This is a genomic window from Microbacterium protaetiae, assembly GCF_004135285.1.
Classification (GTDB): Bacteria; Actinomycetota; Actinomycetes; order Actinomycetales; family Microbacteriaceae; genus Microbacterium; species Microbacterium protaetiae.
Genome location: NZ_CP035494.1, coordinates 1,601,727 through 1,621,919 on the forward strand (window position 1 = coordinate 1,601,727; position 20,193 = coordinate 1,621,919).

Below are 20,193 nucleotides of genomic sequence, written 5' to 3' on the forward strand. Positions count from 1 at the left end.
TGAACAGCCTTGGGGGTTACCCGGTCGTTATCATCGGGCCGCTCGGCGTCGACGGAGGCGAGCCAGAGCCAGCGATGCCGCGCCGGCCAGAAGCGCGAACAGCGCCACCAGCAGACCGGTACCGAGCCCGGGCGTGCCGCCGGTGACAGGCAAGGTCCCGGTCGTCCCGTCGCTGACGGGCAAAGTCCCGGTCGTCCCGTCGGTGACGGCCGAGGTCCCGGTTGTGCCGTCGGTGACGGCTGAGGTCCCGGTTGTGCCGTCGGTGACGGCCGATGGGTCGTCGGTGACACCCGAGTCGTCGCCCGCGGCGGGTACGGCGACCGCCACAGCAGCGGATTCGCTGATAACGGTGCCGTTCGGCAGGGTGGCGTCCACCACGATGTGGTGGGCACCCGCCGAGGTCGCGGCCGGAATCGTCACCGTGGTGGCGAACGTTCCGTCAGCGGTCAGAGATGCGCTGCCGAGGTCGACCGGGGTCGACTCCAACCAGATGTGCAGGCGCGTTCCCGTCGGAAGCACGCCACCGCTCAGCTGCAGCGTCGTACCAGCGGTGACATCGGTCGCCGACAGCGTCAACGAGAAATGCGACGGCCAGTCGATCGTCAGGCCGGCGGCATCCGTGCCCGTCGCATAGTCGAAGGTGTAGTTGTTCGCCGCCCCCGCCGTGCAGACGATCGGATACGTCCCCGGAAGGGTGAAACGTGTTACGGGGCGGCCGTTGTCCCACGCGGCGCACACGGCCGCGTGGCTGAGAACACTCTCGTCGTCGCCGGCGACGAAGCCGGAGTATTCGACGGGGAGGGTGGGCAGAGACCGCCCGAACATGGTCGTCGCATCGGAGGTGGTCGCGCGCAGCACGGCCGGCGACACGGTGAGCGCACCCGTGGCGTACACGAATCGGTAGTTCGGCGCGGTGGCCGCCGAGCACTGGGTGAGATAGGTGCCGATGTCATCGCCGGCGGCGTAGTCGTTCGTGGTGCAGGTGGGCGGCGTGGTCAGGTCGCCGGCACCCTCACCGACGGCGAAGCCGACGTATCGCGGGTGCACCTCGGGGGCATCGGCGCCGTACGCCGCGTCGGTGTCGGATGCCGTGACCACCAGGGATCGCGGGAGGATGCGCAGATCACCACCGGTGTAGGAGAACGCATGGTTCCCGGAGGCGTCTGCGGCCGGGCCTGTGCAGCTTGCGCCGTCGACCGTGTAGTGGCCGACGGGGAGGTGCGCGTCGATGGGCGCACCGCCGATGACCGCGGTGCACGCGATATCACCGGGAACAGTCACGCCGTCGCCGAGCGCGCCAGGTGTCACCGCTATCTCGTCGCCGTAGTCGGCGGCACCGCCGACGGTGACCTCGACGCGCTGCGGTTCGACGGTGATGGTGCCTGGCACAAAGCTCAGGACGTAGTTGACGGCCGAGCCGTTCGCGCACGTGATCGGGTAGGCGCCCACCGGTGAGCCCGGCTGGTAGCTCGTCGTGCAGGTGGGCTCGACGAGCGCCCCGCTGGCGACCAGCTGCGCCGCATCCTCATCGAGCACCAGGCCCTCATACGTCGCGGTCAGGGCGGGTACGGCATCCCCGAATTCGATCGTCGGGGCGGGCGCGTGCACGGCCAGTGGGGCGGGATCGACCGTGACGGTGCCGAATGTGGAGCGCACGGTGTAGTTCTCGGCCACCGCGTCGTCGAGGCACCCGGCGTCGTACTGGCCGACACCATCGCCGACGTGGTAGGTCGTGAGGCAGGTGAGAGGCGTGGAGAACACCGACGCGTCGTCGCCGTAGGCGAAGCCGGTGTAGCTCGGCGTGATGGCCGGGACCGGCGCTCCATACCGGATCGTCTTCTCGCCCAGCGTTGCGGTGAGCTGTTTCTTGGAGACCGTGAGCGTGCCGCCGGTGTAGTCGAAGGCGTGATTGCCCGAAGAGTCTGTCATCGGCCCCGCGCACAGCGAGCCATTGAGGGTGTACTCGCCGACCGGCAGGCGCCCCGACACATCCTGGCTGTCGCTGGTCTGCGGGCAGTTCACGACCGCGTCGGCCGGGAACAGCGACGAGCCCGAGACGGTGAACTGGGCCGTCTCGCCATACACCTTCGACCCGGTGACGGTCACCGGAATGACCTCGGCTGCCACCACGAACTCGGCCGTCGGGTAGACGAGTGTGTAGTCGTTGGCCGCGCCGCCCGAGCACGACGCGGTGTAGGTACCGACCATGTCGCCGGGTCCGTAGTCGTCAGCGGCGCAGGTGGGCGTCGTGGTGAACACGTTGGCGTCATCGTCGCCGACGAACCCGTCGTACGACACCCCGACCTCGGCCGGCTCGCCGAAGGTGATGTCATGAACGATGGGGGCCACGACGAGGCGAACCGAGGTGACGCCCATGGTGCCGCCGGCCAGCGTGACGGTGTAGTCACCGCTCGTGTCGGTGGTCGGACCGGTGCACGAAGCCGCGTCGATCGGATAACTGTACGGCTGGGACCGTTGCACGTGCAGGTCAGACAGCTTCGTTCCATCGGTCGTCTTCGTGCAGGTGACCTGCGTGCCATCCAGCGACACACCAGACGGTGATGAGGATGCCACGTAGAAGCTCGGTTGGTCGCCGTAGCGCATGGTGCCAGAGATCGTGACGATGGCCGACGCGGGCGTGACAGTCACCGTGCCGGCAGTGAAGACGAGCGTGTAGTTCGCGGCGGAACCGTCTTTGCACGACGAGGTGTATGTTCCCACGTCGTCTCCCGGCGCGTACGGGGTCGAGCAGCTGGGGTCATACAGATCGCCGGCGTCGCGCAAGGCCGCGATGGTCTGGCCGTTCTTCAGATCGCCGGTGTCGTACGTCGGGGTGATCGCCGGGGTGCGATCGGAGTAATGCACGGCCGCGTCAGACGCAGTGACATGCAAAGGCGCCCGGCGAACCGTCAAGTGGGCGTTCTTTGCTCCGGTGAGGATGGTGAACTGATAGTGGTCGGCGCCCGGACCGGTCGCGCTCCCCGACAGCTCACAGCTGTCGAGGTCGATCGGGTAGTCGGCGACGATCAGGGTTGCATCATCGGTCCATCCGTCGAGATCGCAGGTGACCGCCAACGTCGAGATGTCGATGTCGTCGGGAAGGCCCGCAACCCCGGTCAGGGTGTAGGTGCCCTTCGCGTCGCCGTAGGTCTTCTCGCCGTGCACCGATCCGCGCAGGGTCACGATCTGGGTGGGGCGTTGCACGGCGCCGATGTCGCAGGCGGCGGGCTTGTCCTGACCTGCCTGATCCAGGCCGGGGTCATCCCCGTCGGTGCACACGCTGCCGTTGCCGCGCGCCACACCGGCAGGCAGATAGCCGGATGACTCGTACCCGCCGGGAAGCGCATAGGTGGTCAGCAGCGTCTCGTAGCCGTCGACGTTCAGCGCGCCCGCGTTCACTGCATGATCGGTGCCTGTCGCCGAGACGCATGCGTCGCCGTAGGTCGCGTCCTGACCGTAGAAGACGTTGTGGCCCCCCGAGGTCAGCGCCATGTTGCGCACCTCCCACCCGACGTACGTTCCGGTCTCGCCACCGGTCTGGTCGATCATCTGCCGGCAGCCGTTTGCGAGGTGGTCGACGCCGTCGGTGGTGCGCACAGCATTCGGGCCGACGATGCTGCTTGTCACGGTGACCGGGATCGTCGGCTTCCAGACATAGGTCGTCAGATCTTCTTCAAGCCACGCTTTGCTGTGCCACTCGGGCGTGTTCTCTCCTGTCAAAGCGGCATTGGTGTCAGAGGCCCACGCCTGCATGAGCCCGGCGTTCAGCTGCCATTGGTCATCGAACTGTGACTTCGCCAGAGAGAGCTTCGTGGTGTTGCCGGCGATCGTGGACGAGACGATGGTGAGCGCTCCGTCGCCGGCGACAGCGGTGCCGATTCCGCGGTCGAAGTGGATGGCGTCGCACAGCTGGTTCTGCCGGGACTGGTCGTGATAGGCCGCGCAGTCCCAGTCGGACTCGATAGCATTGCCCGCGCCGTTGCCGGGTACCGATGTCGTCTCGGTCACCGTGGAGTCTTCGAGGGCGAAGGTGCCCGATGAGTTACCCAGCAGGTCGTTGTCGGTGTAGCCGTCGAAGAAGATCGCGGCTCCCAGTGCGTTCGAGGCGATGTCGCCGTGTCCGGCACTCCCGCGGTCGGTTCCGTCGACGCCGGGTCCGCCGCCGTTGCCGGTGGGGTCGTCTGCGCCTTCGAATCCCCCGCCGCCGGGGTCGATCTCGGGGTAGCACGTGATCGTCTCGTCGGAGTTGTCAGCGCCGCCCTGTCCGATCTCGCCACGACCGCCGCCCTGGCCGCTGCCACCCCCTGTCGCGATCTGCTTCTCGATCACGGTCCGGCGCACGACGACATCGCCGCCGCGGGCGAAGACCGCCGCGCCGAAGGCATCGCCTCCCGCGGTTCCATTCCCGCCGTCACCCCCATTGCCGCCGTCGCCGCCGTCGATCCCGTCGATACCGGCGCCGTCGTCGTGGCACCAGGGTGCAGCACCGTCGGCGCCATTGCCACCGTGGCCGCCGTCGCCACCGTCGCCACCGTCACCGCCGGTGGCGGCATTGCCGGTGAACATCGAGTCGCTGATGGTCACCGTGCCGCCATCCGAGTACACGGCGCCACCGCGCGCTACGCCGCCGTGGCCGCCATTGCCGCCCGCGCCCCCGAGGTATCCGTCGACGTCGAAGCTGTCGCCGGAGCGCCCGGGACGGCCGTGGCCGCCGTTGCCGCCATCGCCGGCGGCGACACTGTTGTCGGTGAGGACGACGCGCTCCAGGTCAAGGGTGCCGCCCGTCACGGCGATGGCGCCGCCTTGGGCATCGGCGCCGGCGCCACCGGCGTCGGCGGTGCAGTCACCGTCGGTGTAACACGCCAGCGTCGGGTCGGCGGGACCGTCGGCGCCGTCGGCACCCACCACGCGCCCGCCGGTGAGCACGGCGTCTTCGATGGTCAGGTCGCCGCTGGAGGTCACCGAGAAAAGACGGAACGGAGTCTCACCACCACGAGAGACGGTGTGGCCGTCTCCGTCGACGACGAGTGAGTAGGTGATCTTCGCCGTCTCGGTGAGGGTGACGTCGGTGGCCAGGGTGAGTGTGAAGGTCGTGGAACGGTCGCCGAAGACCGCCTGGCTACCGCACAACACCCCCGCGCCCGGGGTTGTGACCGCGCGGGCGGTGGCGATGGCGTTCAGCGCCGCGTTCCATGTGCACGATGCGTCGACGGTGAGAGTGGGCGTCGCTTCTGCCGCGCGCGCGGCAGACGGTGGGGTGAGGGCGAGAGCGCCGGCCAACGCCGTTGCGAACACGGCGACGATCCCCACGGATCGCAGACCGCGTCCATATGCGGAACGGTCGAAGAAGGGGTGCGCACGCACGAGGGGCTCCTGACGTCGAAGACTGAGCCCCGAACCTAGCGGGCCCGCGATGAGCGTGCCTCAGTAGTCGACCACTGGTTTTTCCGAGCGGACCCGGGTTCCGGTCCCGCCGCATCGAGGCATAGCCTGACCTCATGCATGCGGGAATACACTTCTGGAACTACACGATGCCCGGTGCGCCGGCGACGATTCCGACCGGCCTCGCCGACACCGCGCGCACCACCGAGGACGGCGGTGTCGACCAGTTCACCGTCATGGACCACTGGTTCCAGATGGAGGCGGCAGGCGACCCGGCCGAGCCGATGCTCGAGGCGTTCACCACTCTCGGTTACGTGGCGGCGCAGACACACCGGATGCGGCTGGCCCCCCTTGTGACGGGCGTGACGTATCGGCATCCCGGTCTTCTCGCCAAGATCGTCACGACGCTCGATGTGCTCAGCTCAGGCCGTGCTGCTCTGGGCATCGGAGCGGCCTGGTATGAGCGCGAACACCGCGCCCTCGGCGTGCCCTACCCGGCCCTGGCCGAGCGCTTCGAGCGGCTCGAAGAGGCCGTGCAGATAGCGCTGCAGATGTTCGGTGACGAGACCGGCCCGTTCGAGGGCGCCCACTACACGCTGGCCGAGACCCTCAACAGCCCGCCGGTGGTCAGTACCCCGCATCCGCCCGTCATGATCGGGGGCAAGGGCGAGCGCAAGACCCTGCGCATCGCCGCGCAGTATGCGCAGATCGTCAATCTCACCACGGCCGATCCCGATGAGGTCGCGCACCTGCTCCACGTGCTGCGCGGCCACTGCGACGCCGTCGGCACCGACTACGACGCGATCGAGAAGCAGGTGATGGGCAGCCGCCTCGACCCGGGCAGCGCTGAATTCTGGCCGACGATGCAGCGCTTCGCCGAGCTGGGCATCGACCTGGTCGTGTTCGGCGTGCGCCGTGATCGGCAGCTTGAGACCGTCGAAGCACTGGTGCGCGATGTCGTGCCGCGGCTCGCGCAGCTGTGACTCAGTGCTCGATGGCTCAGTCTTCGATGACCCGGGCGGCGATGTCGGTGCGGTATTGCCCGCCCTCGAGCCCGATCTTCGCGAGGGCTTCGTAGGCGCGCTCGGTCGACTCGGCGAACGTCGTGCCCAGGGCGACGACATTGAGCACCCGTCCCCCGGTGGCCACCAGGCCTTCATCGGTGCGTCCGGTCGCCGCATGGGCGATGTGCACGCCCTCGACCGTGGATGCGGCATCCAGCCCGGTCAGCACCCGTCCGGTGATCGGCTTTTCCGGGTAGCCCTGGCTGGCCAGCACCACCGTGACCGCGGTCGCCTCGGCAAAGGCGGGCTTCGGGAAGTCTTCGAGATGACCGGATGCCGCTGCCAGCAGCAGTTCGGAGAGCGGGTCGACCAGCCGCGGCAGCACCACCTGCGTCTCGGGGTCGCCGAAGCGTGCGTTGAACTCGATGACCTTCACGCCCTGCTCGGTCAGGATGAGCCCCGCATACAGCAGCCCGATGAACGGGGTGCCCTCGGCATCGAGCTGATGGATGACCGGCTCGGCGATCTCGCGCGTGACGGCATCGACGAAGGCATCTTCGCCGCCGAAGTGCTCAAGCAGCCAGGGCAGCGGTGAGTACGCACCCATGCCGCCGGTGTTCGGTCCTTCGTCGCCGTCGCGCAGGCGCTTGTAGTCTTGCGCCGGGCTCAGCGGCAGCACGTGGTCACCGTCGCACAAGAAGAAGAGCGACACCTCGGGGCCGGCAAGATGCTCTTCGACGAGGACGGGCGCGTCGGCGAGATACTGCCCGGCGTGGGCGAGAGCCGCTGCGCGGTCGTCGGTGACGATGACCCCTTTGCCGGCGGCCAGGCCGTCGGCCTTCACGACGAACGGCGCGCCGAACTCGTCGAGCGCGGCGGCGACCTCGTCGAGGGTGCGTGCGTTGACGGCGCGGCCGGTGGGGACACCCGCGGCATCCATCACACGCTTCGCGAACGACTTCGAGCCCTCCAGCTGTGCGGCCGCCTTGCCGGGGCCGAAGACCGGGATGCCGCGCTCGCGCAGTGCATCGGCGACGCCGGCCACCAGGGGCGCCTCGGGGCCGATCACGACGAGGTCGATGTTCTCGTCGTTCGCATAGTTCGTGACGGCGGCGGGATCATTCGCGTCGAGCGCGACCACGACCGCGTCGTGTGCGATGCCGGCGTTGCCGGGGGCGGCGAAGATCTCGTGCGGCGTGTTCTCTTCACGCAGCGCGAGGATGATGGCGTGCTCGCGGGCGCCCGCGCCGAGGACCAGGATTCTCACGCTGCCAGCCTATCTGCGGCCTCCCGTCGACGGCACCGCCGGGGTAGCGTGGGCCGCATGGCGCGCAAGATCTCCATGGAGGAAGGCAGAGCCGCCCTGGCCGGCGTCGACAGCGGCGACCCGGGGCGCAACGACCTGGCCACCGCGGTTCGCTATCTGCTGCAGCTGCTGGGCGAGAAGGCGCCCGGGCACACCGTCGAGGTGCGGGTGCCGCCGTTCGGTGCCGTGCAGATCATCGAGGGGCCGCGGCACACCCGGGGCACGCCGCCGAACGTGGTCGAGACCGACCCGATGACCTGGATCTCGCTCGCTCTCGGCCAGCAGCAGTGGCAAGATGCCGAAGCCTCTGGTCGGATTCTCGCCTCGGGCACTCGCGCCGACATCTCCGACCTGCTGCCGCTGCGACCCTGAGCTACTCAGCCCGCTGTGCGCTGGGCCGTGATCACTATGTTGTCGTGCGAGGGGCCGCCGCCCGGGCGCTGCAGGCAGGTGATGACCACGAGGCGGCCAGGCTGATCGGCCCAGATGTCGTCGTCGTCGGCGATGGCGGTCTTGATGATGTCGCTCGCCCCGGTCACGGTGTAGGCGACGCCTGAGACGTCGACCTCGTCGCCCGGGTGCACGGCGGCTGTTCCGCTGTCGACGTCGATGAGATAGTTGCCGGGGCCCACCGCGCCGTCGCGCAGCGAGTGCATCACCACGAAGACGGTGCCTTCCGGGGCGTTCTGCGGTGTGACGCCGAGGTTGCGTACCAGATAGGCCGAGGTGAAACCGGGCGGGGTGATCTCGTCGCCGACCGCCGTCAGTGCGCCCAGGGGCACGTCGAGCCCGACCGAGGGAACGGCGAAGCGTGTGTTCGTGTCGTCAACGGGATCCATGTCGGTCAGCTGCGGGCCGGCAGGCGTTGCGGCGGCATCCAGAGCGACGGCGTTGCCGTTCATGTCGCGCAGACCGCCGTGTGGCCACAGCAGTGCGGTGGCTCCTCCGGCGATCAACAGCACCGCGACGATCACCGCGATCATGCCGGCCCAGCACCGACGTGCCGGGGGGAGGGATGCCTCGGCTGTCGCGGGGTGCTGGTTCTTTGTCGCCATGGGGTGAGGGCCTCGGGGTTACGGACCCGCTTTGCTTTTCAATTTAGGTAAGGCTAGCCTTAGGGGCTGTTGGGATCAGCTCTTATTCAGGTAAGGCTAACCTCATTCCCAGCTCCCCGCGAATCGGCCGAGTCCGACGGCGACGATTCCCTCAGAAGGAGATCTCCGATGCGACATCACCACCCGAACCGGTGGCGCCGAGCTGCGGCAGGGCTGGCGGCCCTGGCCCTGGCCGCTGCCGGACTCGCTGTCACCGCACCCGCCTATGCGGCGGATGCTCCCGCGCGACAGACGACCGTCGATGTGACGGCGGCATCCCAGGCAGACGGCCTGAAGCTGCATGTGACCGGCGCGGGTTACACCGACCTGCCTCCAGCCGTCGGCGGCCCGACCGCGGGTATTTATGTCGCGCTGCGTGATGTCACGGTCAGCGACGACGATGTGCAGACGGAGGCTGTCGTCACGGCGTACGTGCCGGTCATCGTCGGGGGAGCGTGGACGGCAGACCTGCAGACATCCGTCGACACTCTCGCGGCCGACGCCTCGTACGAGGTGATCGTCTGGGTTGCGCACGGATACGTGACCGATGCGAGCAAGCTCGCCACGCAGCCGGTCGCGCTGACCGACGCGCAGCACGAGGCGCTGTTCCCGACGCCGAAGCCGCAGCCGGTGACGACGGTCGCCGTCAGCTCTGCGGATGCGGAGGGTCTGAAGCTGCATGTGACCGGCAGTGGTTATACCGATCTGCCGAAGGCGTCGACGGGTAAGGACAACGCCGGGGTGTATGTCGCTCTGCGTGATGTGACGATGACCGATGAGCAGCTCAACGCCGATACCACGGCGGCGCCGGCCGTGAACTACATCTGGAGCGGATCGATCACCGATGGCGCGTGGAGCACGGATGTGGTGGCTCCGGTGGCCAAGCTTGATGCGACCGCTTCGTATGAGGTGATCGTCTGGGTTGCGCACGGCACGATCACGGCCGACACTCTGCTCGATGCGAAGGCTGTCGAGTTGACCGACGCTCAGCACGAGGCGCTGTTCCCGGCCACCGACCCCGGCACCAACCCGGGCGAGACTGACCCGGGCGAGACTGACCCGGGCGAGACTGACCCGGGTCAGACCGACCCGGGCCAGAGCTGGAAGACGACGGTCGCCGTCAGCTCTGCGGATGCGGATGGTCTGAAGCTGCATGTGACCGGCAGTGGTTATACCGATCTGCCGAAGGCGTCGACGGGTAAGGACAACGCCGGGGTGTATGTCGCTCTGCGTGATGTGACAATGACCGATGAGCAGCTCAACGCCGATACCACGGCGGCGCCGGCCGTGAACTACATCTGGAGCGGATCGATCACCGATGGCGCGTGGGCGACCGACCTGGTGGCTCCGGTGGCCAAGCTTGATGCGACCGCTTCGTATGAGGTGATCGTCTGGGTTGCGCACGGCACTATCACGGCCGACACTCTGCTCGATGCGAAGGCTGTCGAGTTGACCGACGCTCAGCGCAAGGCGCTCTCCTCGGCCACGGATCCGGGCGAGACCGACCCGGGCGAGACCGACCCGGGCACGACCGACCCTGGCGCGACGGACCCGGGCACGACCGAGCCGGGCACGACCGGACCGAAGGCCGCGATCTCGGGGGGTTCGACGGTGAAGACCGGCGGCAAGCTCGTCGTCTCGGCGACCGGGTTCGCCGCGGGCGAGCGGGTGAGCGCTGCTGTCCACTCCGATCCGGTGTCGCTCGGCTCCAAGACGGCTTCGGCGACCGGTGCGGTGTCGTTCACCTGGACGGTGCCGGCCGGATTCGCCACCGGCGCCCACGAGGTCGTCCTCACGGCGGCCAGCGGAACGGTTCGTGTTCCCTTCACGGTGGCTGCGGCATCCGGCTCGAAGACCCTCACCCCCACCGCACAGGTGACATGCACGACGCAGACCGTCCCCGCCACAGCGGGCACGCCGCACCTGTCGTGGGGCGTGAAGTCGTCGTTCGTCAGCTACATCGGCGGCGGCATCGCCAACGGCAGCGTCACCGCTTCGAACGGGGCCGCCCGCAGCGGCAGCACCTTCACGTGGGGATCGGGAACAGACACGCTGGCCTCGTCGGGTCAGGGCACGGTGAGCTTCCCCGGTTCGGTGCACTTCACCGGGCATGACGGGGCGCTGGAGACCACCCTCTCTAACCCGCGGGTGCAGATCACCGGTGCACGCACCGGCGTGCTCGTGCTCGCCGTGAACTCGAAGACCCTCGAGGGTGGCACCGTCTCGAACAGCTCGATCACCTTCGCGAACCTGCAGTTCTCGTCGGCGTCGGCGACCGGCGGCACCGCGTCGGTGACGCTCACGGCCGCCGGTGCCGAGGCGTTCGCGGGGTTCTACTCCGCGGGTGAGTCGTTCGACGCTCTCACGGTGTCGTTCTCGGGCGCACGCGCGGCAACGACACAGAAGGTCTGCTACGACGCTGACGGCAACCGGGTCAACGCTGACGGCAGCGCCTATGTGGGTCCGTCGCTGACGGCGTCAGGCTTCGCGGTGAACACGGGCGGTGCGCCCGTCGCCGAGGCCGGTGCCGGCCAGTGGGGCTGGATTCCGCTGGTGGCGGGCCTGTTGCTGCTGACCGTGGTGATCCGTCGCGCGACGGCGGCACGCCGATAACACGCCGCAGGCAGGTCGCCCGCGCCCGAAGCCCGCTTCTGAGGGCCCAGCGCGGCGACCTGCCTCTGGCATTGCTGAGAAGGTGTTCATGAAACGAGTACGCGTGGCCGCGCTGCTGCTGGCCGCTGCCCTGCTGGCCACGGGGTGCGCGGCATCCCCGGCGCCCTCCGCAACGACGACGGATGCCGCATCCCCCACCTCGACGGTGGCGTCGGACGCGGTCGACGCGCTGTCGCTGACCGGTCCGGTCGAAGCCGAGACCATTCCCGACATGCAGCCGGTCATCACCGACGCGGCCCCGCAGTTGCCGGCGACCGTGACCGACGCCGACGGCACGAAGGTCACCGTCACCACCGCCGACCGCGTCATAGCGCTCGATCTGTACGGCACGCTCACCGACACGGTCATCGGCCTGGGCCTGCAGGACCGCCTGGTGGGCCGCGCGATGTCAGACACCCAGAAGGCACTGGCCGACCTGCCCGTGGTCAGCCGCGATGGCATCGACCTGAACGTCGAGGCCGTGCTCGACCTGCATCCCGACCTCGTGCTCACCAACATCACCATCGGCTCGGCGGCATCGTATCGCCAGCTCGAAGCGGCGGGCGTCACCGTGATGCGCTTCGCGCAGGTGCCGCACCTCGACGGCATCGCCGACGCGATAGCGCAGGTCGGTGCGACGTTCGGCGTGGCCGATGCCGCGCAGCAGCTGATCGATCACACCACTGCCGCTCTCGACGACGCCCGCAGCCAGATCGCGCAGCTGAAGGCGGCCACCACGCGCGCCCCGCGCACCGTCGTGCTGTACGTTCGCGGCACCGGCGGCATCTTCTTCATCATGGGTTCGGACTATGGCGCCAGTGACCTCATCGAGGCGCTGGGGCTGGAGGATGCCGCGGGGACCAACGGCATCACGAGTCTGAAGCCTGCGAACGCCGAAGCGCTCGTGACCCTCGACCCCGAGATCATCCTCGCCATGACCAACGGCATCGAATCGGCAGGTGGGGTCGATGCCTTTCTGAAGCGCCCCGGGGTGTCGGCGACGACGGCCGGGCAGAACAAGCGCCTCGTCACCGCCGCCGACAGTCAGCTGCTCTCGTACGGCCCGCGCACGCCACAGAACCTCGTCGCGCTCGCCGAAGCCATCTATACGGCCGCCTCATGACGGGCTTGGATACTCTTCCCGACGCACGCGTCGCCGCGGCATCCACTCCCGCGCGGCGCCGGTCCACGCGTGCGGTGCGCGCCGCGATCGTGGCCGCGGTGCTTGCCGTCGCCGTCATCGGCGTCGTGCTGCTGTCGGCGACGGTCGGTCAATTCGCGGCCACCCCGGGCGAGGTTGTCGACGCGTTCACCAAGGTTGTGTTCGCCGGGCAGGATCCCAATGCCACCCGCGCGGGCGCCGTGCTCTGGCAGATCCGCTTTCCGCGCGCCGCCCTCGCCCTGCTCGCCGGCGCGTGCCTGGCCGTCGCTGGCGCGGTGATGCAGGGCGTGTTCGCGAATCCGCTGGCCGAGCCCAGCATCATCGGCGTGAACTCGGGGGCCTCGATCGGCGCGACTGCGGTCATCGTGCTCGGCTTCGCCGCCGTGGCGCCGTGGATGCTGCCACTGGCCGCCTTCGCCGGAGCGCTCGTGGTCACCCTTATCGTGTGGGCGCTGGCCCGCACGGGCGGCAAAGCGGCGGTGCTCACGCTCGTGCTCACCGGCATCGCCATCAACGCGATCTCGACGGCCATCACGAGCTTTCTCATCTTTCTCGGCGACACGTCGTCGCGGGAACAGGTCATCTTCTGGCAGCTCGGCACCCTCGCCGATGCAACATGGCCATCGGTCGCGACGATCGCGGCGGTGTTCCTGGTCGGCTTCGTCGGATGCCTCCTGATCCGCCGCCCGCTGGATGTGCTCGCTCTCGGCGACACCTCGGCGTCGGCCAGCGGGGTGCGGGTCGAGCACCTGCGCGTTGCGGCGATCCTGCTGTCGTGCCTGCTCAGCGGAGTCGCCGTCGCCTTCGGCGGCATGATCGCTTTCGTCGGGCTGATAGTGCCGCATGCCATCCGGCTCATCGTCGGGCCGTCGCATCGCTACCTGGTGCCGCTGTCGGCGCTGGGCGGCGCCGTGCTGCTGGGACTGGCCGACATCGCCGCCCGCACCATCATCCCGTTCGCCGACCTGCCGATCGGCATCTTCACCGCCGTGGTCGGCGGTCCACTGTTCCTTGTTCTTCTGCGTCGCACGCTGCGCGGGCAGGGGGTGCGCGCATGACCGATCTCGCGCTCACCCACATCGGCGTCACCATCGGGCGGCGCGACATCCTCGACGACGTGTCACTCCACGTGGATGCGGGGCGTGTCACGGCCATCATCGGCCCGAACGGCGCCGGCAAGTCGACGCTGCTGGCGGTCGCCGCCGGGCACCGGCGGCCCGACGTCGGCGAGGTGCGGCTGGGCGGCGACCACCTCGCGCGCATTCCCGTGAAAGAGGCCGCACGTCGCCGCGCCGTGATGCCGCAGGACACGACGGTCGCCTTTCCCTTCACGGTGCGCGAAGTGGTCGGCCTCGGGCGCACCGCCTGGCCGTCCGATCCGACGCGCGATGACCGCATCGTGGCCGAGGCCCTCGCGCAGACCGGTCTCGAGCACCTTGCCGAGCGCGAGATCACGACGCTCTCGGGCGGAGAGCGGCAGCTGACCGCGCTCGCGCGGGTCATCGCACAGGCCACGCCGGTGGGGGAGCACTCGGTCGTGCTACTGGATGAGCCGACTGCGGCGATGGATGTCGCCCACGCCGAGGCCACGCTGTCGCTCATGCGCGCCGTGGCCGCAGATGGAGCGGCCGTGGCCGTCGTGCTGCACGACCTCGACGCCGCGGCCGCCTACGCCGATCACCTGGTGCTCATGCATCAGGGACGCGTGCGTGCCGAAGGGACGGTGGCCGAGGTATGCACCGGTGAACTGCTGAGCGAGGTGTACGGTACCCCGATCGAGGTGTTCGAACACGGCGGGCGCGTGCGCGTCGCCCCGCGCCGCGGGGCCTTCGTCGTACGGTGAAGCCGGGGTCGCGTTCAGAACTCCGTCAGAATCGTGCGCCGGTGCCCGTTTTGGGCCCCGTTGGGTGCCGACCGCAGCGAATCCGAGGAGTTCTGAACGGCCGATGCCGAGTGCCCCGGTCCCCCGGTCGCCGGCAGCGGCCGTGGCGGTGCTGGCTGCTTTGCCCAGTGAGACATTGCGCAGTGAGACAATGGAACCATGGCCGAACAGGCGAACAAGCCCGCACCCTCTGCTCCCACGGAGCTGATCGAGGAGAGCGTCGAGACCGTCAGCGTGCGCCGCGCGCCCAAGATGATCGTTTTCCTGGTGCTCGGCGCCGCGGTCGGAATCGCCGTCGCCGTGATCCTCACCTATGGCTTCGGAGTCTTTGACGAGTCGGGCAGCGAACAGAGCGCCTACAGCGCCGTCAGCTACACGAGCGGTCAGATCTTCGGGTTCCTCGCCCTCATCTGCGGTGTCGTCGGCGTGGCAGTGGGCGGCGTGGTCGCCCTCATCCTCGAACGAACCGTCGGTCGTCGCACCCGCCAGGTGCAGGTCGACCGCGAGCGGGTCACGACTGTCGACTGACGCCCACCGCGCTGCGGCGTCGCGTTCTCACGCCAGTTCGGCGATGATCGGGTGGATGGCCGCGTCGAAGGCGGCGACATCCTGCCGCAGTCCGTCGGTCACGGCGACCGTGAGCGCTCCGATCCACCACACTCCGCGCTGGGTCAGCGGCAGAACCTGCACGTTCAATTCGAACGGATGCGCGCGGCGCCCGACCTGTCGCTCATGCTCGGCGATGGCGCCCGCGTAGGCGCGGTACGACGTTCCCGGCTTGGCGGTGGACACCTTTCTATATCGCGTGTGCATATCGGCGGCCGCAGCCATCGCTTCGGCGGCGTGCGGGGCTATCGCCCGCCGCAGCTCATCGAAGCCCCGCACCGGCAGCGCCACCAGGGTCTCGAAGCCGTCGATGAGGTCGAGCGGCACCGTCGACGGGTGCGCACGCGGCTCGACGGTCATCTCCCAGTAGGCAGTCCACTGGCGCTCCAGCGCGTCTTGCGCCTCGGTGCCGCGGTCGTTCACGCGCGGGGGGATGCCGCGCAGATGAGGCAGCTCGTCGGGGGCGCGAATTCCCACGAGTTGGCGAAGGCACAGCGCGACGAGCACCGCCGTGTCGGCGCCCTCGTTGATCACCCACCCGGGGTCGTCGCTGTGCATGCCGCCATTGTAGGGCGGACGCACGCGCTGCGACCCGGTCAGATCACGCCCCATCCGGCTTCTGCACAGCGACCGCCCGGGTAGGCTTGTCACGTGGCCGCGCCCTCTCCCGCCAACCCCTATGCACAAGCCGGAGTCGACACCGCCGCGGGTGATCTCGCGGTCGAGTTGATGAAGTCGGCCGTCCGTCGTACCCACGGGCCCGAGGTACTCGGCGGAGTAGGCGGATTCGCCGGACTCTTCGACGCCTCGGCACTGCGCGAATACGCGCATCCGCTGCTGGCGACCAGCACCGACGGCGTGGGCACCAAGGTCGCCATCGCGCAGGCGATCGACAAGCACGACACCATCGGCGAAGACCTCGTCGGCATGGTCGTCGACGACATCGTCGTGGTGGGCGCGACCCCCCTGTTCCTGACCGACTACATCGCGTGCGGCAAGGTTGTGCCTGCCCGCATCGCCGACATCGTCTCGGGCATCGCCCGGGGCTGTGAGATGACCGGTACGGCACTGGTCGGCGGCGAGACCGCCGAGCACCCCGGCCTGCTGGGCGTCCACGACTACGACGTGGCGGGGGCCGCCACCGGCGTAGTCGAGGCCGACCGCGTGCTGGGTGCCGAGCGGGTGCGCACGGGCGATGTCGTGCTGGCTCTGGCCTCGAGCGGCCTGCACTCGAACGGCTATTCGCTGGTGCGCCACATCGTCGCCGGCGCCGGCGTCAGCTACGGAGACCGCAGCACCGAGCTGGGCACGACGTGGGGCGAGGCCCTGCTGGAGCCCACCCGCCTGTATACGACGCCACTGTTGGCACTGATCGATCGGCTGGGAGGCGGCATCCACTCACTCAGTCACGTCACCGGCGGCGGCATCGCCGCCAACCTCGCCCGGGTTCTGCCCCAGGGCGTCTGGGTCGACCTTGACCGCTCGACGTGGTCGCCGGCTGCGGTGTTCCGAGTGCTCGCCGAGTTGGGCGAACTCGACCTTATCGAGACCGAGGGCACCTGGAACCTCGGCGTCGGGTTCCTCGCCGTCGTCGATGCCGCCGTCGCGGCGGATGCGGCATCCACCCTCACCGCGGCCGGAATCGACACCTGGCAGGTCGGCGTCGTCTGCTCGGGCACCCGCGCCGACGGGGAATGGGTCGAGGGTGCCAAGGGCGTCGACGGCGGCGCCGTGCGCCTGGTCGGCACGTACAAAGACGGGGCGAAGTAACAGCAGATGTGCGGCATCGTCGGCATGGTCGGGCGGGGCCCGGTCAACCAGGACATCTATGACTCCCTGCTGCTGCTGCAGCACCGGGGGCAGGATGCCACAGGCATAGCGACCGCCGAGCCGGGCGGCGTCATCCATATGAGCAAGGCGCAGGGCATGGTGCGCGAGAGCTTCCGCACCCGCGACATGCGCTCGCTGCTGGGCAACGTCGGGCTCGGGCACGTGCGCTACGCCACCCGCGGGGCCGCCTCGAGCGAAGAAGAAGCGCAGCCCTTCTACGTCAACTCGCCGTACGGCATCGTGCTCATCCACAACGGAAACCTCACCAACACGCGTGAGTTGGCCGACGACATGGCGCACCGCGATCGCCGCCACCTCAACTCGTCGAGCGACACCGAGCTGCTGCTGAACGCGCTGGCCAGCGAGCTGCAAGAGACCACGAGCCCCGTCGACCTCGAACCGGCCCGCATCTTCGAGGCCGTCGCCCGCACGCACAAGCGCATCGAGGGCGCGTATGCCGTCATCGCGCTCATCGCCGGATACGGACTGCTCGCCTTCCGTGACCCGTTCGGCATCCGCCCGCTGGTGTTGGGCCGGCGCACCGCGGCGCTGGCCGGTGACGAGTGGGTCGTGGCCAGCGAGTCGCTCGTGCTCGAGAACGGCGACTACGAGATCGTGCGCGAGATAGCGCCCGGCGAGGCCGTGTTCATCAGCAACGCCGGCGAGCTGTACTCGCAGCAGTGCGCCGAGAACCCGCAGCTGGTGCCGTGCTCGTTCGAGTATGTGTACCTGGCGCGTCCCGACTCGGTGATGAACGGCGTCTCGGTGTACGACGCGCGCCTGCGCATGGGCGCCAAGCTCGCCGCGACCATCGCCAAGCACACTCCGGTCGACGACATCGATGTGGTCATGCCGATCCCCGACTCGTCGCGGCCCGCCGCCATGGAGGTCGCCCGGGTGCTGGGCATCGAGTACCGCGAGGGCTTCTACAAGAACCATTACATCGGGCGCACGTTCATCATGCCCGGGCAGGCGGTGCGCAAGAAGTCGGTGCGGCAGAAGCTGAACGCGATGTCGAGCGAGTTCCAGGGCAAGAACGTGCTGCTCATCGACGACTCGATCGTGCGGGGCACGACGAGCAAGCAGATCATCCAGATGGCACGGGATGCCGGAGCCGCATCGGTCACGTTCGCGTCGGCCGCGCCCCCCGTGCGGTACCCGCACGTGTACGGGATCAACATGCCCTCGCCGCAGGAGCTCGTCGCGCACGGCCGGACGATCCCCGAGATCGCCACCGAGCTGGGCTGCGACCACTTGGTCTACCAGGAGGTCGATGACCTCAAAGACGCCATCATCGACGGCTCCGACCTGGAAGACCTCGACCTGAGCTGCTTCGACGGGCGGTATGTCACCGGCACCGTCACCGACGAGTACCTCGCCTGGGTCGAGGGCTCGCAGGAGTCCTGAGGCGGGGGCGTCGCGCTCGCCTCGCCGGAGAGGCGATGTGCCGCGGCATCCTGTTCGGCTCGCAGGATGGAATTGCGATCCCGGGCGTGTCGCTCGGCGTGTCTGCGGGGCTTGGCCGAAACGTCCTGCGAGATGAACATCGGTGGGCGGCTGGGCGCCGGGCCGCGGCATCCTGTTCGGCTCGCGGGAGTTCTGAGGCGCGGGGGTCCCGTTCACCTCGCCGGCGAGGCGATGTGTCGCGGCATCCTGTTCGGCTCGCAGGATGGAATTGCGATCCCGGGCGTGTCGCCCGGCGTGTCTGTGGGGCTTGGCCGAAACGTCCTGCGAGACGAACGCCGGCGGGTGGCCCGGCGCCGCGCCGCCGCGCCGCTGCCGCCGCGCCGCTGCCGCCCCGCCGCGGCCGCCGCCGCTGCCGCCCCGCCACCCCGCCGCCGATTCACAGCCCACGTTCGAGTCCCGTTGCTAGCGTCTGCCCATGGCGATAGCATCCGCGCCCATGAGGCAGTTCGAACGGGTCACTCGTTCTGATGTCGCCGTCGTCGACAAGCCTGGCGGTCCCGTGCGCCGCGGCATGCGACGCGCGCGCCGTTGGCTGTCGCGGCACCGACGACTCGAGCGCGGTTACCGCATCGGCATCGCGATCATCGGCACGCTGCTGGCGCTGGGCGGCCTCGTCATGGTGCCGCTGCCCGGGCCCGGTTGGCTCGTCGTGTTCGCCGGGCTCGCCTTGCTGGGCACCGAGTTCGTCTGGGCGCACCGGCTCAACCTGTGGCTCAAGCGCACGCTGGCCCGGTTCTGGGCCTGGTGGCACGCACGCCGCGCCGCCCGCCGGGCGGCCCGGGTCGCCGCGGCGGACGCACCAAAGCGTTCAGACGCCGCGGCGGACGCACCAAAGCGTTCAGTCGCCGCGGCGGACGAGCCGGAGCGTTCAGACGCCGCGTGAGGCGAGCAGCTCGAGGAACGCCTTCATCCAGGTGCCGTTGTCGGGCCATGCCCGCGCCGAGACGAGGTTGCCGTCGACGACCGCGCCGCCGTTCTCGAACACGCCGCCCGCCGTGGTGACGTCGATCGCCAGCTCGGGATATGCCGAGGTGGTGCGGCCCTTCAGAACTCCGGATGCCGCCAGCAGCAGCGGACCGTGGCACGTTGCCGCCACCGGGGCGTCGTTGTCGAAGAAGTTCCGCACGATGCGCTGGGCATCGGCGTTGTTGCGGATGTACTCGGGCGCCCGGCCACCGGGCACCACGATGGCGACATAGTCGTCGGGGTTCACATCGGCGAAGGCGACGTCGGCATCCCAGGTGTGGCCGGGCTTCTCGGTGTACGTGTCGAAGCCGTCCACGAAATCGTGCACGACGAACTGCAGTTTGCGCTTCTCGGGGGCACCGATGTGCACCTCGTATCCGGCCTCTTGCAGGCGGTGATACGGATAGAACACCTCGAGGGTCTCGGCGGCGTCTCCGGTGAGAATGAGGATCTTGTCAGCCATGGCGGCTCCTTTCGACGACAGTGTCTGTCTCAAGGATGCGGCATCCCACGGCAACGCGCACCGTGTCGGCTCACGAAAAGTCTTCAGCGGGATGCCGCGGAAGACGCGCTACGCCTGCTGACGCTCTTGGTACGAGCCCGCGCTTTCGTCGTCTTCGTCGTCGGCGTACTCGTCCGACCACTTGTCGACGTACTCTTCGCCGCCGTCGTCGCCGGGGTGTCCCAGCTCACGCTCGAGCGCGGTGAAGTTCACGTTATAGGTGTCGTACTTGAGTTCGCGGGCGATCTTTGTGTGCTTCGCCTTCTGACGGCCACGCCCCATGCGAGACCCCCTTACGGTTCAAGTCGCGGGCAGTGCCGGCCCGACGTGTTCACGATGT

The 20,193-nt window shown here is 68.9% G+C and carries 16 protein-coding genes; 10 read left to right on the forward strand and 6 right to left on the reverse strand.

The features are described 5' to 3' along the window. Positions 1-30 precede the first annotated feature (30 nt). Entirely contained in the window at positions 31-5,364 is a 5,334-nt protein-coding gene (locus tag ET475_RS07505) for an MBG domain-containing protein (RefSeq protein ID WP_129388051.1), read from the reverse strand. Between the two features lie 134 nt (positions 5,365-5,498). Here ET475_RS07505 and ET475_RS07510 point away from each other — a divergent pair, with 134 nt between their 5' ends. Next, entirely contained in the window at positions 5,499-6,365 is an 867-nt protein-coding gene (locus ET475_RS07510; protein WP_129388054.1) for an LLM class F420-dependent oxidoreductase, read from the forward strand. A 16-nt stretch (positions 6,366-6,381) separates the two neighbouring features. Here the strand turns inward: ET475_RS07510 and purD are convergent, their stop codons facing one another. After that, on the reverse strand, positions 6,382-7,653 hold the full coding sequence (gene purD, locus ET475_RS07515; RefSeq protein ID WP_129388058.1) for a phosphoribosylamine--glycine ligase: 1,272 nt from the start codon (positions 7,651-7,653) through the stop codon (positions 6,382-6,384). Positions 7,654-7,710: 57 nt separating this feature from the next. Here purD and ET475_RS07520 point away from each other — a divergent pair, with 57 nt between their 5' ends. Then, positions 7,711-8,064: a sterol carrier family protein gene (locus tag ET475_RS07520; protein ID WP_129388061.1), complete on the forward strand. Its 354-nt coding sequence runs from the start codon at positions 7,711-7,713 to the stop codon at positions 8,062-8,064. A 5-nt stretch (positions 8,065-8,069) separates the two neighbouring features. On the opposite strand, the gene ET475_RS07525 is transcribed toward ET475_RS07520, so the two are convergent. After that, a complete protein-coding gene (locus tag ET475_RS07525) occupies positions 8,070-8,747 on the reverse strand; it encodes a class F sortase (RefSeq protein WP_242497801.1) in 678 nt (225 codons plus the stop codon). 168 nt (positions 8,748-8,915) lie between these two features. On the opposite strand from ET475_RS07525, the gene ET475_RS07530 reads away from it, so the two are divergent. The 5 genes from ET475_RS07530 (at position 8,916) to ET475_RS07550 (ending at position 15,010) form a co-directional block, all read left to right on the forward strand. Continuing rightward, the gene (locus ET475_RS07530; RefSeq protein WP_129388064.1) at positions 8,916-11,399 is read left to right on the forward strand and encodes an HtaA domain-containing protein; all 2,484 of its coding nucleotides are present in this window, start codon (positions 8,916-8,918) and stop codon (positions 11,397-11,399) included. Between the two features lie 88 nt (positions 11,400-11,487). Next, positions 11,488-12,561: a heme/hemin ABC transporter substrate-binding protein gene (locus ET475_RS07535; RefSeq protein ID WP_129388067.1), complete on the forward strand. Its 1,074-nt coding sequence runs from the start codon at positions 11,488-11,490 to the stop codon at positions 12,559-12,561. Further along, positions 12,558-13,658 carry a FecCD family ABC transporter permease gene (locus ET475_RS07540; protein ID WP_129388071.1) on the forward strand — a complete coding sequence of 367 codons (1,101 nt, stop codon included), beginning with the start codon at positions 12,558-12,560 and terminating at the stop codon, positions 13,656-13,658. Before ET475_RS07535 ends, ET475_RS07540 begins: the two co-directional genes overlap by 4 nt. Further along, on the forward strand, positions 13,655-14,443 hold the full coding sequence (locus ET475_RS07545) for a heme ABC transporter ATP-binding protein (protein WP_129388074.1): 789 nt from the start codon (positions 13,655-13,657) through the stop codon (positions 14,441-14,443). Before ET475_RS07540 ends, ET475_RS07545 begins: the two co-directional genes overlap by 4 nt. A gap of 198 nt (positions 14,444-14,641) precedes the next feature. Beyond that, positions 14,642-15,010: a potassium transporter Trk gene (locus ET475_RS07550; RefSeq protein WP_129388077.1), complete on the forward strand. Its 369-nt coding sequence runs from the start codon at positions 14,642-14,644 to the stop codon at positions 15,008-15,010. A 27-nt stretch (positions 15,011-15,037) separates the two neighbouring features. Here ET475_RS07550 and ET475_RS07555 read toward each other — a convergent pair whose 3' ends face one another. After that, positions 15,038-15,646 carry a zinc-binding alcohol dehydrogenase gene (locus ET475_RS07555; RefSeq protein ID WP_129388080.1) on the reverse strand — a complete coding sequence of 203 codons (609 nt, stop codon included), beginning with the start codon at positions 15,644-15,646 and terminating at the stop codon, positions 15,038-15,040. Positions 15,647-15,739: 93 nt separating this feature from the next. Here ET475_RS07555 and purM point away from each other — a divergent pair, with 93 nt between their 5' ends. From purM to ET475_RS07575, 3 genes are all read left to right on the forward strand, one after another. Continuing rightward, positions 15,740-16,858, forward strand: a complete 1,119-nt coding sequence (gene purM / locus ET475_RS07560) for a phosphoribosylformylglycinamidine cyclo-ligase (RefSeq protein WP_129388082.1) — start codon at positions 15,740-15,742, stop codon at positions 16,856-16,858. Positions 16,859-16,864: 6 nt separating this feature from the next. Further along, a complete protein-coding gene (gene purF, locus ET475_RS07565) occupies positions 16,865-18,325 on the forward strand; it encodes an amidophosphoribosyltransferase (RefSeq protein ID WP_129388085.1) in 1,461 nt (486 codons plus the stop codon). 496 nt (positions 18,326-18,821) lie between these two features. Continuing rightward, the gene (locus ET475_RS07575) at positions 18,822-19,268 is read left to right on the forward strand and encodes a TIGR02611 family protein (RefSeq protein WP_129388092.1); all 447 of its coding nucleotides are present in this window, start codon (positions 18,822-18,824) and stop codon (positions 19,266-19,268) included. Here the strand turns inward: ET475_RS07575 and ET475_RS07580 are convergent. Together ET475_RS07580 and ET475_RS07585 are read right to left on the reverse strand one after the other, a co-directional pair. After that, the gene (locus tag ET475_RS07580) at positions 19,254-19,814 is read right to left on the reverse strand and encodes a DJ-1/PfpI family protein (protein WP_129388095.1); all 561 of its coding nucleotides are present in this window, start codon (positions 19,812-19,814) and stop codon (positions 19,254-19,256) included. The genes ET475_RS07575 and ET475_RS07580 overlap by 15 nt on opposite strands. 108 nt (positions 19,815-19,922) lie before the next feature. Further along, a complete protein-coding gene (locus ET475_RS07585) occupies positions 19,923-20,135 on the reverse strand; it encodes a DUF3073 domain-containing protein (protein WP_129388098.1) in 213 nt (70 codons plus the stop codon). Between the last annotated feature and the right edge of the window lie 58 nt (positions 20,136-20,193).

Coding starts and splice junctions, on each gene's coding strand:
- purF (WP_129388085.1), top strand. CDS start 16,865: ATGTGCGGCATCGTCGGCATGGTCGGGCGGGGCCCGGTCAACCAGGAC.
- ET475_RS07555 (WP_129388080.1), bottom strand. CDS start 15,646: ATGCACAGCGACGACCCCGGGTGGGTGATCAACGAGGGCGCCGACACG.
- ET475_RS07540 (WP_129388071.1), top strand. CDS start 12,558: ATGACGGGCTTGGATACTCTTCCCGACGCACGCGTCGCCGCGGCATCC.
- ET475_RS07510 (WP_129388054.1), top strand. CDS start 5,499: ATGCATGCGGGAATACACTTCTGGAACTACACGATGCCCGGTGCGCCG.
- ET475_RS07585 (WP_129388098.1), bottom strand. CDS start 20,135: ATGGGGCGTGGCCGTCAGAAGGCGAAGCACACAAAGATCGCCCGCGAA.
- ET475_RS07545 (WP_129388074.1), top strand. CDS start 13,655: ATGACCGATCTCGCGCTCACCCACATCGGCGTCACCATCGGGCGGCGC.
- ET475_RS07520 (WP_129388061.1), top strand. CDS start 7,711: ATGGCGCGCAAGATCTCCATGGAGGAAGGCAGAGCCGCCCTGGCCGGC.
- ET475_RS07575 (WP_129388092.1), top strand. CDS start 18,822: ATGAGGCAGTTCGAACGGGTCACTCGTTCTGATGTCGCCGTCGTCGAC.
- ET475_RS07530 (WP_129388064.1), top strand. CDS start 8,916: ATGCGACATCACCACCCGAACCGGTGGCGCCGAGCTGCGGCAGGGCTG.
- ET475_RS07525 (WP_242497801.1), bottom strand. CDS start 8,747: ATGGCGACAAAGAACCAGCACCCCGCGACAGCCGAGGCATCCCTCCCC.
- ET475_RS07535 (WP_129388067.1), top strand. CDS start 11,488: ATGAAACGAGTACGCGTGGCCGCGCTGCTGCTGGCCGCTGCCCTGCTG.
- ET475_RS07550 (WP_129388077.1), top strand. CDS start 14,642: ATGGCCGAACAGGCGAACAAGCCCGCACCCTCTGCTCCCACGGAGCTG.
- ET475_RS07580 (WP_129388095.1), bottom strand. CDS start 19,814: ATGGCTGACAAGATCCTCATTCTCACCGGAGACGCCGCCGAGACCCTC.